Source organism: Sphaerotilus natans (assembly GCF_900156335.1).
GTDB classification, from domain to species: Bacteria; Pseudomonadota; Gammaproteobacteria; order Burkholderiales; family Burkholderiaceae_C; genus Sphaerotilus; species Sphaerotilus natans.
The window spans coordinates 1-13052 of sequence record NZ_FTMZ01000020.1; the positions used below are offsets into that span (position 1 = coordinate 1).

The following is a 13052-nucleotide window of genomic DNA, read 5'->3' on the forward strand; positions in this document are numbered from 1 at the left end:
CAGGATGTGCTCGCGGGTCTGGGGCATCGGGCCGTCAGCGGCCGAGCAGACCAGGATCGCGCCGTCCATCTGGGCGGCGCCGGTGATCATGTTCTTGACGTAGTCGGCGTGACCCGGGCAGTCGACGTGAGCGTAGTGGCGGTTGGCCGTCTCGTACTCGACGTGGGCGGTGTTGATCGTGATGCCGCGAGCCTTCTCTTCCGGAGCGGCGTCGATCTGGTCATAGGCCTTGGCCTGACCGCCGAACTTCTTCGACAGAACGGTCGTGATGGCTGCCGTCAGGGTGGTCTTGCCATGGTCGACGTGACCGATGGTGCCGACGTTGACGTGCGGCTTGGTCCGTTCGAACTTTTCCTTAGCCATGATTTCGCGCTCCTGAGTGCGTTCAATACGACGAGTAAGACAGGCGGTATCGGGTGGTGCCCATGGCGCGGATCGAACGCGCGACCTCTCCCTTACCAAGGGAGTGCTCTACCACTGAGCCACATGGGCATCGACACAGGACTGGACGCAGAGAACGCGCAGACCAGTGTCGACTTATTTCAAACCACTTGGAGCGGGAAACGGGAATCGAACCCGTGTCATCAGCTTGGAAGGCTGAGGTTCTACCATTGAACTACTCCCGCCTTGCCATGCAGACCTGCCTCGAGATTGAAGCAGCCGCTAGACGTTTCGCTTGGTGGAGGAGGCTGGATTCGAACCAGCGTAGGCGTAAGCCAACAGATTTACAGTCTGCCCCCTTTAGCCACTCGGGCACCCCTCCTGGGCGAGACATAAACTTTAGCAAAGGCTCATCTGCGACGCAAGCGTTTTGGGCAATTTTTTTGTTGAAGCCACATCGAGGCCCCAATCCACCGCCTCGGCGCCCTGCCCTTGCAGCCAGGCATTGGCCGCAGAGAACGGCCGGCTGCCAACGAAAGGCACCGGCGGACGCCGGGCCGCCAGCGGCGACGGATGGTTCGTGGCGATGACGTGGTTGTGCGCGCCGGCAGCCTCGATCACCGGCCGGCGGGCCTGCGCATGCGCGCCCCACAGCAGGAAGACCTTGGGCTGCGGCGCCGCGGCCACCCGCGCGACGAGCGCGTCCGTCAGCGCCTGCCAGCCCAGCTTCGCGTGGCTGGCCGGGCGATCGCGCTCGACGCTCAGGCTGGTGTTGAGCAGCAGCACGCCCGCATCGACCCAGGCCGCGAGGCTGCCCGAGACCGGCGCCGCCAGCCCCAGGTCGGCCTGCAGTTCCTGGCGGATGTTGCGCAGGCTCGGCGGGATCTTCACCCCGTCGGCGACCGAGAAGGCCAGGCCCTCGGCCTCGCCGGGGCCGTGGTAGGGATCCTGGCCGAGGATGACGACCTTCACCTGCTCCGGCGCCAGGCCCTGCAGCGCGCGCAGCGGCCGCGCCGGATAGACCTCCGCGCCGGCCGCGACACGCACATCGACGGCCGCGCACACCGCCTGCCCGGCCGCGCCGGCCAGAAAGGCCTCGACCAGATCGCGCCAGCCCTCGGGCAGGCCATCGCGCAGCGCCTGGGTCAGCGGCGCCCGCAGGCGGTTGTCGGGCAGCGTCATGCCGCGAACAGCGCCGCCAGCGCCGCGCCCGGATCGTCGGCGCGCATGAAGGCCTCGCCGACGAGGAAGGCATTGACCGCGGCGCCGCGCATGCGGGCCACGTCCTCGGCGGCCAGGATGCCGGACTCGGTCACCAGCAGCCGGTCGGCGGGCACCTCGTCGAGCAGGCCCAGCGTGGTGTCCAGCGTCACCGAGAAGCTGCGCAGGTCGCGGTTGTTGATGCCCAGCAGCGGCGTCTTCAGCCGGAGCGCGCGGTGCAGCTCGGCGCGGTCGTGGACCTCGACCAGCACGCTCATGCCGAGCCCCAGCGCCACCGCCTCCAGGTCGGCCATCTGCGCGTCGTCCAGGCAGGCAGCGATCAGCAGGATGCAGTCCGCGCCCATCGCGCGCGCCTCATGGACCTGGTACTCGTCGACCATGAAGTCCTTGCGCAGCACCGGCAAGGCGCAGGCGGCGCGCGCCTGCTGCAGGTACGCGGTGCAGCCCTGGAAGTACGGCGCGTCGGTCAGCACGCTCAGGCAGGCCGCGCCGTGGCGCGCGTAGCTGGCGGCGATCTCGGCCGGCCGGAAGTCGGCGCGGATCACGCCCTTGCTCGGGCTGGCCTTCTTGATCTCGGCGATCACCGCGGGCTGGCCGGCGGCAACCTTCGCGCGCAGCGCGGCCTCGAAGCCGCGCAGGTCGGCGGCGCGCGCCTCGGCCTCGGCGCGCACGGCCGCCAGGGATTTCGCGGCGCGGGCCGCGGCCACCTCCTCGTGCTTGGTGACGACGATGCGGGCGAGGATGTCGGGGGTGTTCGGGTTCATGGGGAAGGCTCGGTTCAGGGGCTCAGGCCGCGGCCGGGGCGAGTTGCCGGGCGCGGGCGACGAACTGCGTCAGGCGCTCGGCGGCGCGGCCGCTGGCCAGCGCCTCGCGGGCGCGCTCGATGCCCTCGGCCATCGTCGCGGCGACATTGGCGGCGTAGAGCGCCACGCCGGCGTTGAGCATGACGATGTCGCGCGCCGGGCCGGGCTGGTTGTCCAGCACCGCCTGCAGCAGCGCGCGCGACTGCTCGGGCGTGTCCACCTTCAGCGCGCGGTTGCTGGCCATCGTCAGGCCGAAGTCCTCGGGATGGATCTCGTACTCGCGGATCTCGCCGTCGCGCAGCTCGCCCACCAGGGTGCCGGCGCCCAGCGAGACCTCGTCCATGCCGTCGCGGCCGTAGACCACCAGCGCGTGCTCGGCGCCCAGGCGCTGCAGCGCGCGCACCTGGATGCCGACCAGATCGGGGTGGAAGACGCCCATCAGGATGTTGGGCGCGTCGGCCGGGTTGGTCAGGGGCCCGAGGATGTTGAAGATCGTGCGCACGCCCAGCTCGCGGCGCACCGGCGCCACGTTCTTCATCGCCGGATGGTGGTTGGGCGCGAACATGAAGCCGATACCGGTGTCCTGGATGCACTGCGCCACCGCCTGCGGCGTGAGCGTCATCGGCACGCCCAGCGCCTCGAGCACGTCGGCGCTGCCGGACTTGCTCGACACGCTGCGCCCGCCGTGCTTGCTCACCCGCGCGCCGGCCGCAGCCACCACGAACATCGTGCAGGTCGAGATGTTGAAGGTGTGCGAGCCGTCGCCGCCGGTGCCGACGATGTCGACCAGGTGGCGGCGGTCGGCCACGTTGACCTTGACCGAGCACTCGCGCATGACCTGCGCGGCGGCCGTGATCTCGCCGATGGTCTCCTTCTTGACGCGCAGGCCGGTCAGGATCGCCGCGGTCATGGTCGGCGACATCTCGCCGGCCATGATGCGGCGCATCAGCGTGAGCATCTCGTCGTGGAAGATCTCGCGGTGCTCGATGACGCGGGTCAGGGCTTCGGTGTTGGTGATGGACATGGCGCGCTCCTCGGCAACGGTTCAGCGGTTGGGCGTGTTCAGGAAGTTGCGCAGCATCGCGTGGCCATGCTCGCTCAGGATGGACTCGGGGTGGAACTGCACCCCCTCCAGCGCCAGCTCGCGGTGGCGCACGCCCATGATCTCGCCGTCGCCGCTGGTGGCGGTGACGACCAGCTCCGGCGGCAGCGTGGCGCGCTCGATCGCCAGCGAGTGGTAGCGGATGATGCTGAACTGCTGCGGCAGCCCGGCGAACACACCCTGCTGGTCAGTGGTGATGGTGTCGGCCTTGCCGTGCATCTGCACCTGGGCGCGCACGATGTTGCCGCCCAGCGCCGCACCGATGCTCTGGTGCCCCAGGCACACGCCCAGGATCGGCAGCCGGCCCTTGAAGTGCTGGATGGCCGCGATGCAGATGCCGGCCTCCGCCGGCGAGCACGGCCCCGGCGACAGCACCAGCCGGTCGGGCTGCATCGCCTCGATCTCGGCCAGCGAGATCTCGTCGTTGCGGTGCACCCGCACGTCCTCGCCCAGCTCGGCGAAGTACTGCACGAGGTTGAAGGTGAAGGAGTCGTAGTTGTCGATCATCAGCAGCATGATGGTCCTGACCTATTGATGTCATGGGGTGTGGACAGCACACCCATATTCAGTTTTCGAGCAGCACGGCGCCACCGGAGAGGTCCAGCAACGCATCGTGAAAAGCCTTCGCGCTAGGGCAAGCCGGGTGCGCTGCCGCGTTGGCGATCTGGAAACCATGCACCCCGCAAAATCGCTTGGCGAACATCACCTTGTTGGACCCTGGACCGCGTGCACCCTGTTGCCGGGACACTTCCTTGAGCCAATCCCAAGGCATGGCAGGTGTTTGCTCTGGCCGGGCTTCCTCAAAATCAGGTTGCTTCAGCCAAGCACGCATGGCCGTGGTATCCGCCAGAAACCAAGCCTCCAAGGCCTTGACCGCCACGAAAATCAGCGAGGTATGCGCATTCGTGATGCGAGCCCTGACGGCCTCAATGTCTGGCTCGTGCTCCAGATCGGTCAGTACCACCACATGATCGGGCTGACTCCTGGCCAGCGTCGCCATCATTGGCGCCATGTGCTGGGGCAGCAGATTACCCCCACCTTTCGCATTGATGACGGGACTGCAGATCTCCAGACCCTGCGCATTGGCCCAGTCGCGGAATCGGGCCGATTCGATCATGATCTTCTCGGTGGCGCCCGCCACAATGAAACCCAGTTTCACCATGGCAGACCTCCATCGAACAGGTTCATCAGCCATGCGGTGTCGAGATTGATTTGCCCCAGATCGCCACTGCTCTTGGCGGCATTTTTTGCGACCGTCTTGCCGTCCAGCTTGTTCATCAGCCACAACTCCTCTGCGTGGCAAGCCCGCACCAGAGATTCGCTGTGTGTCGTCACGAAGACCGGGTGCTCGACACCGGCACTTTGGCGCATCAGATCCACCAATGCCTCGATGCCCTTGGGGTGCAATCCCCGTTCAGGCTCTTCGATCAGCGTGATGCCGGTTGTCTTGGCTCGGCTCAGCACCGCCGTCATGATGCACAGCGCATAGATGGTGCCGTCGGAAATCAGGTGGGCCGGGAAATGGGCTCGCGTGCCTTCTTCCTTGAACTTGATGACCGTGCCGCCGCTCAGCCGATCTGGCTCCGCACGCACTTGCTCCATGCCGGGCACCAGCAAGTTCATCCAGTCGAGTACCTGGGTTCGGAAATCATCATCTTTTTCAAGCGTGGCCAGCATGGTGGCTACATTGTGTCCATTGGGGTGCAGCGCGGTAGTGTCAGCACTAGAGCCATCGGGTTCCTTCGCCCCTAAAGGGTCGAAGCGGAATACCGCCACATTCGTCAGGAATTCATACAGGCCAAATTCCCCTTTTGTAAACAGCAATCCCGACATATCAGCCGGAAACTTTTCGATGGTGAATTCCTTGCCATCGTCTTCCGTAAAAAGAGTCGGATCGTTGCCTTTCTTGCGCTCCAGCCGCTTCTGATCATCCACCTCTAGCAACTCCTGCACCTGCGGCTCCGAATCCATGTCATGCACCTTCAGAACGTAAGACACACGCCGATGGCCAATACTGGCCTGCAACTCGAAGCTAAAGGTGCGTGCATTGGCCTTGCGCAGCTTGTAGCAATGGACTTGAGAAAAGCCCCGGAATTGGCGCAGTGCTTTGATGGCGCCCAGCTCCACCACCGCACTGACAAAGGCCAGCGCATCCATCCAGTTGCTTTTTCCCGAACCATTGGGACCAGCCAAGACGCTGAAAGGGGTCAGCTCCTCCAACGCCAAGTCCGCAATGCTCTTGAAGCCGGAAATTTGGAGTCGCTCGATATTCATTCGCAACCTCTCTGGAGCATCATGGTCAAGCCTCAGAAACCTTCCTCGACCAGCTCGGCGGCGCGGATCACCGCGCGCATCTTCACCTCGGTCTCCTTCCACTCCATCTCGGGCACCGAGTCGGCGACCACGCCGGCGCCGGCCTGCACGTAGAGCGTCTGGTCCTTGATGACGCCGGTGCGGATGGCGATGGCCACGTCCATGTCGCCCGCGAAGCTGAGATACCCGACCGCGCCGCCGTAGATGCCGCGCTCGCTGATCTCCAGCTGGTCGATGATCTCCATCGCGTGGATCTTGGGCGCGCCCGAGAGCGTGCCGGCGGGAAAGCTCGCGCGCAGCACGTCCAGGCTGCTCATGCCGTCCTTCAGCACGCCCTCGACGTTGCTGACGATGTGCATGACGTGCGAGTAGCGCTCGATGCCGAAGGCCTCGGTCACCTTGACGGTGCCGGTCTTGGCGATGCGGCCGATGTCGTTGCGCGCCAGGTCGATCAGCATCAGGTGCTCGGCGCGCTCCTTGGCGTCGGCGAGCAGGTCGCGCTCGTTGTGCTGGTCCTGCTCGGGCGTGCCGCCGCGCGGCTTGGTGCCGGCGATCGGGCGGATGGTGACGATCTTCTCGGCGCGGCCGTCCACCGTGCGCGCCTCCTGGCGCACCAGGATCTCGGGGCTGGCTCCGACGATGTGGAAGTCGCCCATGTCGTAGTAGTACATGTAGGGCGACGGGTTGAGCGAGCGCAGCGCGCGGTAGAGCGACAGCGGGTTCTCGGTGTAGCGCTTCTTCAGGCGCTGGCCGATGACGATCTGCATGCAGTCGCCGGCGGCGATGTATTCCTTGGCCTTGAGGACGGCCGCCTCGAAGTCGGCCTTGGCGTACTCGCGCTCGACCGGGTGCGCCGGGCCGCGGCGGACCTGCGGAGCGCTGACGCTGTAGCGCAGCTGGTCGGTGAGCTGCGACAGGCGCTTCTGCGCGCTGAAATAGGCCTCGGGCGTGCGCGGGTCGGCGTAGACGATCAGGTAGAGGCGCCCGGAGAGGTTGTCGATCACCGCCAGCTCCTCGGTCTGCAGCAGCTGGATCTCGGGCGTGCCGATGCCACCGGGCAGGCGGGTGTCGGCCAGCTTCTTCTCGATGTAGCGCACCGTGTCGTAGCCGAAGTAGCCGGCCAGCCCGCCGCAGAAGCGCGGCAGCCCCGGGCGCAGCGCCACCTTGAAGCGCTTCTGGTAGGCCTCGACGAAGTCGAGCGGGTTGCCCTCATGGCGCTCGACCACCTGGCCGTCGGTCACCACCTCGGTGACGCCGTTGGACGCGCGCAGCAGCGTGCGCGCCGGCAGGCCGATGAAGGAATAGCGCCCGAAGCGCTCGCCGCCGACGACGGACTCCAGCAGGAAGCTGAACGGCTTGCCGCCGGCCAGCTTCAGATAGAGAGACAGCGGCGTCTCGAGGTCCGCAAAGGCCTCGGCGACCAGCGGGATGCGGTTGTAGCCCTGTTCGGCCAGGCTCTTGAATTCGAGTTCGGTGATCACGGTTGGCTCCGGCGGGGCCCGCCGGCATGCTCGCGTGTCAGGAACCAGTGCAGGACGCGCGTGCGTGCCGCGGGCCTGGTTGATGTCGATTCGCTGGTCGGGGGGCGCAGGCCGCACCGGGAGTGCGGCAGCAAGGTGTCAGCGGATCTGCTGCGGCCGACCCGTCACCGGGCGTGGGAGAGGCGGCCGCCTCCAGGCATCGCGGTCAGCGACGCCAGGGCCAGGCTCCCCGGTCTTGCGACCCGGCGGCGCGGCCGATGCTGTGTTTGCGCGTGGTGAACATGGTGGGGCGCAGTGTAGCAGCGCGCACCGGCGCTGGCATCAGGTCTGCATCAGGGCCTCGATGAACTGCTCGACGATCAGGCTCTGGCGGCGCCCCTTGCGGGTGACCAGCGCCAGCGGCACCGAGAAGCGCTGACGGCCCGGCGCCAGCGCGGCCATCTGGCCCTGCGCGACCCAGGCCGCGGCATAGTGGTCGGGCAGGAAGCCGATGAACTGCCCGGTCAGGATCAGGAAGGCGATCGCCTCGCGGTCGGAGGCGCTGGCCACGCAGTTCAGGCCCTGGTGCATCTGGATCGCCTCGGCGCTCATCCGGTAGGTCGGCACCACCGCGGCGGCCTCGCGCAGCGCCGTCGCGTCGACCTCCGACGCCTGCGCGAACAGCGGATGGCCGTGGCTGCAGTAGAGCTGCGAGGTCTCGTCGTAGAGCGGCAGATAGGCCAGGCCCGACAGCGGCGTGATCAGCGGCACCGCGCCCACATGCAGCCGCCCGTCGAGCACGCCGCGCTCGACCTCGCCGGGCGGGCTCATGCTCAGGTGGATGCGCACCGCGTCGCTGCGCTGGCGGATCGCCTGCAGCGCGGCGGTGATGCGCATGCGCGGCAGCGTCACCAGGTTGTTCATCAGCCCGATGTTGAGATCGCCGCGCAGCGTCTGGTGCAGCTGGTTGACGCCGGTGCGGAAGTCCTCGACCGCCGCCAGCAGCGATTCGGCCGAGCGCAGCACCTCGCGGCCCTGGTCGGTCAGCGCGAAGCCCGCGCGGCCGCGCTGGCACAGCCGCATGCCCAGGCGCTGCTCCAGGTCGGCCATGTGCAGGCTGATGGCCGAGCGGGTGATGCCCAGCGCGCTCTCGGCGCCGGCAAAGCTGCCGGCCTCGGCCACCGCCTTGAAGACACGCAGCAGCCGCAGATCGAAGTCAGACACCTGGGCCAGGGGGGACACGAGCGCGCGCATGATCAGGGGAGCATTCAGGTGAGCAAATCGATAACTGATGGCATGAAATATCGAATCGTACTGGCGTGAATGACTCACCACAATCCGGCGCATTGCCCTTCAGCCCGTCCTTCAAGCCCGCGCACGGGAGCGCCTCATGCCCCAGACCTCGCCCTTCACCCCTCTGTCCCCCGAGCGCCTGAAGGCGCACTGGATGCCCTTCAGCTCCAACCGCGACTTCCACGCCGATCCGCGCCTGATCGCCGGCGCCGAGGGCCGCTGGCTGATCGACGCCCAGGGCCGGCGCGTCTTCGACAGCCTCTCCGGCCTGTGGACCTGCGGCGCCGGCCACTGCCGCCCCGAGATCGCCCAGGCGGTGGCCCGCCAGCTCTCCACGCTGGACTACTCGCCCGCCTTCCAGTTCGGGCACCCGCTGTCCTTCGAGCTGGCCGAGCGCATCGCCGCGCACTTCCCCGATCCGCTCAACCACGTCTTCTTCACCGACTCCGGCTCCGAGAGCGCCGACACCGCGGTCAAGATGGCGCGCGCCTACTGGCGCATCCGCGGCCAGGCCAGCAAGACCAAGCTGATCGGCCGGGCGCGCGGCTACCACGGCGTCAACATCGCCGGCACCGCGCTGGGCGGCATCGGCGGCAACCGCAAGACCTTCGGCCCGCTGATGGACGTCGACCACCTGCCGCACACGCTGCAGCCGGGCTGCGCCTTCACCCGCGGCCAGGCCGAGACCGGCGGCGTGGCGCTGGCCGACGAGCTGCTCAAGCTCATCGAGCTGCATGACGCCTCCAACATCGCCGCCGTCATCGTCGAGCCGATGTCGGGCTCGGCCGGCGTCATCGTGCCGCCGCAAGGCTATCTGCAGCGCCTGCGCGAGATCTGCACCCAGCACGGCATCCTGCTGATCTTCGACGAGGTCATCTCCGGCTTCGGTCGCCTGGGCCGCCACAGCGGCGCGGAGTTCTTCGGCGTCACCCCCGACATCGCCAACATCGCCAAGCAGGTCACCAACGGCGCGGTGCCGATGGGCGCGGTCATCGCCTCCACCGAGATCTACGAGACCTTCATGCGCCAGCCGCTGGCGCGCCATGTGACCGAGTTCACCCACGGCTACACCTACTCGGCGCATCCGGTGGCCTGCGCGGCCGGCCTGGCCACGCTCGACCTGCTCGAGCGCGAGCAGCTGGTGGCCCGCGCCGCCGAGCGCGCCCCCGACTTCGAGGCGCTGCTGCACGGCCTGCGCGGCAGCAGCGCCCACATCCTCGACATCCGCAACTGCGGCCTGGCCGGCGCCATCCAGCTCGCCCCGCGCGACGGCGACCCGACCATCCGCCCCTTCGAGGCCGGTCTGGCCCTCTGGCGTCAGGGCTTCTACGTGCGCTTCGGCGGCGACACCCTCCAGTTCGGCCCCCCCTTCGAGACCACCCGCGACGAGCTCGACCGCCTGTTCAACGCGGTGGGCGAAACGCTGGCCGGACTGGCCTGAGCGGGAGACGCGGACGATGCGCATCCTCCATGTGGGCGCCAGCGGCACGCTGGGCCGGGCGGTGGCCGAGACGCTGCAGGCGCGCGGGCACACGCTGATCCGCGCCGGCCGCCAGGGCGGCGACATCGCGGTGGACATCACCGACGAGGCCTCGGTGCGGGCGATGTACGCCCAGGTCGGCGACTTCGGCGCGCTGGTGGCCACGCTGGGCCGGGTGCATTTCGCGCCCCTGGCGGACTTCAGCCGCGCGCAGTGGCAGATCGGCCTGGACGACAAGCTGATGGGCCAGGTCCGGCTGGTGCAGATGGGGCTGGCGCAGGTGCGCGAGGGGGGCTCCTTCACGCTGACCAGCGGCCTGCTCAACGACGAGCCGATCCGCCAGGGCGCGTCGGCCGCGATGGTCAATGCGGCGCTGGAGGGCTTCGTGCGCGCCGCCGCGCTGGAGATGCCGCGCGGCGCGCGCATCAACCTGGTCAGCCCGACGCTGCTGGCCGAGTCGGTGCCGGTCTACGCACCCTTCTTCCCCGGCACGGCGCCGATGGCTGCCCGCGAGGTGGCGCTGGGCTATGTGCGCAGCATCGAGGGCGCGCACACCGGGCGCGTCCTGCGCATGGGCTGGAGCCTCGAGCGGTGACCCGGCCCAGCGTCGCGCGCATCGACCTGGACGCCCTGCGCCACAACGCCCGCCATCTGCAGGCCCTGCACGGCGGGCGCCAGCTCGCGGTGCTGAAGGCCGACGCCTATGGTCACGGCGCCGTCGACTGTGCCCGGGCGCTGCGCGGCCTGAGCGACGGTCTGGCCGTGGCCTTCGTCGACGAGGCGCGCGCGCTGCGCGCCGCCGGCCTGACCGCGCCGATCCTGGTGCTGGAAGGCGCCTTCGATGCCGACGAGGTGACCTTCGCCGCCGCCGCCTCGCTCTGGCTGGTGGTGCACCAGGACCGCCAGCTGCACCTGATCGAGCAGGCCAGCCTGCCCGACGGCGCGCTGCAGGTCTGGCTGAAGGTCGACTCCGGCATGCACCGGGCCGGCTTCGCGCCGGAGCGCGCCCGCGAGCTGCACCAGCGTCTTCAGGCCGATCCCCGGGTGGGCTCGGTGACGCTGATGAGCCATTTCGCCCGTGCCGACGAGCCCGGCTGCGACCTGACGGCGCGACAGACCGCGCTCTTCGAGCAGGCCACCGCCGGCCTGCCGGGACCGCGCAGCCTGTGCAATTCCGCCGGCGTGCTGGCCTGGCCGAGCGCACACCGCGACTGGGCCCGGCCGGGCATCGCGCTCTACGGCGCCGATCCGCTGCTGCGTCCGCAGGGCTGCGGCCTGCGTCCGGTGATGACCCTGGCCAGCCAAGTCTTCGCCGAACGCTGGCTGGCGCCGGGCGAGCCGCTCGGCTGCGGCACCGGCTTCACCGCCACCGAGCCCACCCGCGTCGGTCTGGTCGCCCTGGGCTACGCGGACGGCTATCCGCGCACCGCGCCCACCGGCACGCCGGTGGCCGTCGAGGGCCGGCGCTCGCGCCTGATCGGCCGGGTGTCGATGGACATGCTGACGGTCGACCTGACCGGTCTGCCCGACGCCGGCATCGGCAGCCCGGTCGAGCTGTGGGGCGCGCAGATTCCGGTCAACGAGGTGGCCGGCCTCGCAGGCACCCTCGCCTACGAGCTGCTGTGCAACGTCAAGCGCGTGCCGCGTCACGGGGTGGGGTATGCGACGCGCGCGTGAGCGTGAGTTCAATAGAACCAGCGCGCAGGCACCATCACCAGCTCGGGGAAGAGAATGAACATCAGCAGCAGCGCGCTCTGTGCGGCCAGGAAGGGCAGCACACCCACCGTGACCCGCCCCAGATCGACCCGTGCCACGCCAGCGACCACATTCAGCACTGTGCCCACCGGTGGGGTCAGCAGGCCGATGGCGTTGTTCATGATGAACAGCACGCCGAAGTAGATGGGGTCGATCCCGGCCTGCTTGACCAGGGGCATCAGCACCGGCGTGAGGATGAGCACCGTGGGCATGAAGTCCAGCGCCGTGCCCACCACCACCACCAGGGCCATCATCATGAACATCAGCAGGATCTTCTGGTCCATGAAGGGGCGCAGCAGCTCGGCAACCTGCCCCGGGATGTCGGCAATGGTGATGAGCCAGGCCGACACCAGCGCGCAGGCCACCAGGAACATCACCACGCTGGAGGTCTTGGCGGCTTGCAGCATCAGCGCCGGCAGCTGTGCCAGCTTCAGCTCGCGGTAGGCCAGCAGGCCCACGGCCAGTGAGTACACCGCGGCCACCACCGCCGCCTCGGTGGGCGTGAACACGCCGGCCTTCATGCCGCCCACGATCACCAGCGGCAGCAGCAGCGCCCAGACGCCCTCGCGCAGGCTCTGGCCCACCCGCGCCCAGGAGAAGTGATCGGCCTCGCGCACCGGCGGGGCCTCGCGCCGGGCGCACAACCACCAGGTCAGGCCCAGGGCCACGCCCATCAGCACGCCCGGCACGATGCCGGCGAGGAACAGCTTGGTGATGGACACCTGCGCCGCCACGCCAAACACCACGAAGCCGATGGACGGCGGAATGATGGGCGCGATGATGCCGCCCGAGGCGATCAGACCCGCCGAGCGCGGTACGTCATAGCCCGCCTGGCGCATCAGCGGGATCAGCACCGCCGCCAGCGCGGCGGTGTCGGCCACCGCCGAGCCCGAGATGCTGGCCATCACCAGCGCGGCCAGGATGGCCACATAGCCCAGGCCACCGCGCACATGGCCCACCAGCGACTGGGCCATGGCGATGATGCGTTTGGACAGGCCGCCGGCGTTCATCAGCTCGCCGGCCAGCATGAAAAACGGCACCGCCATCAGCGGGTAGTTGTTGGTGCCCTCCAGCAGGTTCTGCGCCAGGATCTGGGTGTCAAAGTTGTGGAGGTGCACCATCAAGGCCACGCCGCAGACCAGCAGCGCGAAGGCGATGGGCATGCCCAGGGTCATGGCCCCGAGCAGCGAGAAGAGAAAGACGGCGATCGTCATGTCAGGGTCTCCAAAGACATCGTGGCGTGG

At 68.5% G+C, this 13052-nt stretch carries 13 protein-coding genes and 3 tRNA genes; 3 read left to right on the forward strand and 13 right to left on the reverse strand.

What is annotated here, in order from left to right; all coding sequences use genetic code 11:
- The 12 genes from BW996_RS15905 to BW996_RS15960 form a co-directional block, all read right to left on the reverse strand.
- The coding region (locus BW996_RS15905) for a GTP-binding protein (protein WP_175619136.1) at window positions 1–363 on the reverse strand (363 nt) is incomplete at its 3' end.
- Between the two features lie 54 nt (window positions 364–417).
- A tRNA-Thr gene (locus tag BW996_RS15910) sits at window positions 418–492 on the reverse strand.
- A 60-nt stretch (window positions 493–552) separates the two neighbouring features.
- Window positions 553–626, reverse strand: a tRNA-Gly gene (locus BW996_RS15915).
- Window positions 627–677: 51 nt separating this feature from the next.
- Window positions 678–763: transfer RNA gene (locus tag BW996_RS15920), tRNA-Tyr, on the reverse strand.
- Between the two features lie 17 nt (window positions 764–780).
- Window positions 781–1563, reverse strand: a complete 783-nt coding sequence (locus BW996_RS15925) for a uracil-DNA glycosylase (protein WP_051631802.1) — start codon at window positions 1561–1563, stop codon at window positions 781–783.
- Window positions 1560–2366: an indole-3-glycerol phosphate synthase TrpC gene (gene trpC, locus BW996_RS15930; protein WP_037480623.1), complete on the reverse strand. Its 807-nt coding sequence runs from the start codon at window positions 2364–2366 to the stop codon at window positions 1560–1562. The genes BW996_RS15925 and trpC overlap by 4 nt, the downstream gene beginning before the upstream one ends.
- 22 nt (window positions 2367–2388) lie before the next feature.
- Complete coding sequence (gene trpD / locus BW996_RS15935; RefSeq protein ID WP_037480620.1) at window positions 2389–3429, reverse strand: anthranilate phosphoribosyltransferase; 1041 nt, start codon at window positions 3427–3429, stop codon at window positions 2389–2391.
- 21 nt (window positions 3430–3450) lie between these two features.
- Window positions 3451–4023: an anthranilate synthase component II gene (locus tag BW996_RS15940; RefSeq protein ID WP_037480617.1), complete on the reverse strand. Its 573-nt coding sequence runs from the start codon at window positions 4021–4023 to the stop codon at window positions 3451–3453.
- 49 nt (window positions 4024–4072) lie between these two features.
- Window positions 4073–4669, reverse strand: a complete 597-nt coding sequence (locus BW996_RS15945; RefSeq protein WP_076459005.1) for a hypothetical protein — start codon at window positions 4667–4669, stop codon at window positions 4073–4075.
- Window positions 4663–5781, reverse strand: a complete 1119-nt coding sequence (locus BW996_RS15950) for an AAA family ATPase (RefSeq protein ID WP_037480614.1) — start codon at window positions 5779–5781, stop codon at window positions 4663–4665. Before BW996_RS15950 ends, BW996_RS15945 begins: the two co-directional genes overlap by 7 nt.
- Before the next feature lie 32 nt (window positions 5782–5813).
- Complete coding sequence (trpE, locus tag BW996_RS15955; protein WP_037480612.1) at window positions 5814–7301, reverse strand: anthranilate synthase component I; 1488 nt, start codon at window positions 7299–7301, stop codon at window positions 5814–5816.
- Window positions 7302–7622: 321 nt separating this feature from the next.
- Complete coding sequence (locus BW996_RS15960; RefSeq protein ID WP_037480609.1) at window positions 7623–8534, reverse strand: LysR family transcriptional regulator; 912 nt, start codon at window positions 8532–8534, stop codon at window positions 7623–7625.
- A gap of 136 nt (window positions 8535–8670) precedes the next feature.
- On the opposite strand from BW996_RS15960, the gene aptA reads away from it, so the two are divergent.
- From aptA to alr, 3 genes are read left to right on the forward strand one after another with little or no spacing between them, the layout of a single operon-like run.
- Window positions 8671–10014, forward strand: a complete 1344-nt coding sequence (gene aptA / locus BW996_RS15965; protein ID WP_037480606.1) for an omega-aminotransferase AptA — start codon at window positions 8671–8673, stop codon at window positions 10012–10014.
- Window positions 10015–10030: 16 nt separating this feature from the next.
- Window positions 10031–10648 carry a short chain dehydrogenase gene (locus tag BW996_RS15970; RefSeq protein WP_037480604.1) on the forward strand — a complete coding sequence of 206 codons (618 nt, stop codon included), beginning with the start codon at window positions 10031–10033 and terminating at the stop codon, window positions 10646–10648.
- A complete protein-coding gene (alr, locus tag BW996_RS15975; protein WP_037480601.1) occupies window positions 10645–11730 on the forward strand; it encodes an alanine racemase in 1086 nt (361 codons plus the stop codon). The genes BW996_RS15970 and alr overlap by 4 nt, the downstream gene beginning before the upstream one ends.
- A gap of 8 nt (window positions 11731–11738) precedes the next feature.
- Here the strand turns inward: alr and BW996_RS15980 are convergent, their stop codons facing one another.
- Window positions 11739–13022: a TRAP transporter large permease subunit gene (locus BW996_RS15980; protein WP_037480598.1), complete on the reverse strand. Its 1284-nt coding sequence runs from the start codon at window positions 13020–13022 to the stop codon at window positions 11739–11741.
- Between the last annotated feature and the right edge of the window lie 30 nt (window positions 13023–13052).

Coding starts and splice junctions, on each gene's coding strand:
- BW996_RS15925 (WP_051631802.1), bottom strand. CDS start 1,563: ATGACGCTGCCCGACAACCGCCTGCGGGCGCCGCTGACCCAGGCGCTG.
- trpC (WP_037480623.1), bottom strand. CDS start 2,366: ATGAACCCGAACACCCCCGACATCCTCGCCCGCATCGTCGTCACCAAG.
- trpD (WP_037480620.1), bottom strand. CDS start 3,429: ATGTCCATCACCAACACCGAAGCCCTGACCCGCGTCATCGAGCACCGC.
- BW996_RS15940 (WP_037480617.1), bottom strand. CDS start 4,023: ATGCTGCTGATGATCGACAACTACGACTCCTTCACCTTCAACCTCGTG.
- BW996_RS15945 (WP_076459005.1), bottom strand. CDS start 4,669: ATGGTGAAACTGGGTTTCATTGTGGCGGGCGCCACCGAGAAGATCATG.
- BW996_RS15950 (WP_037480614.1), bottom strand. CDS start 5,781: ATGAATATCGAGCGACTCCAAATTTCCGGCTTCAAGAGCATTGCGGAC.
- BW996_RS15960 (WP_037480609.1), bottom strand. CDS start 8,534: ATGCGCGCGCTCGTGTCCCCCCTGGCCCAGGTGTCTGACTTCGATCTG.
- aptA (WP_037480606.1), top strand. CDS start 8,671: ATGCCCCAGACCTCGCCCTTCACCCCTCTGTCCCCCGAGCGCCTGAAG.
- BW996_RS15970 (WP_037480604.1), top strand. CDS start 10,031: ATGCGCATCCTCCATGTGGGCGCCAGCGGCACGCTGGGCCGGGCGGTG.
- BW996_RS15980 (WP_037480598.1), bottom strand. CDS start 13,022: ATGACGATCGCCGTCTTTCTCTTCTCGCTGCTCGGGGCCATGACCCTG.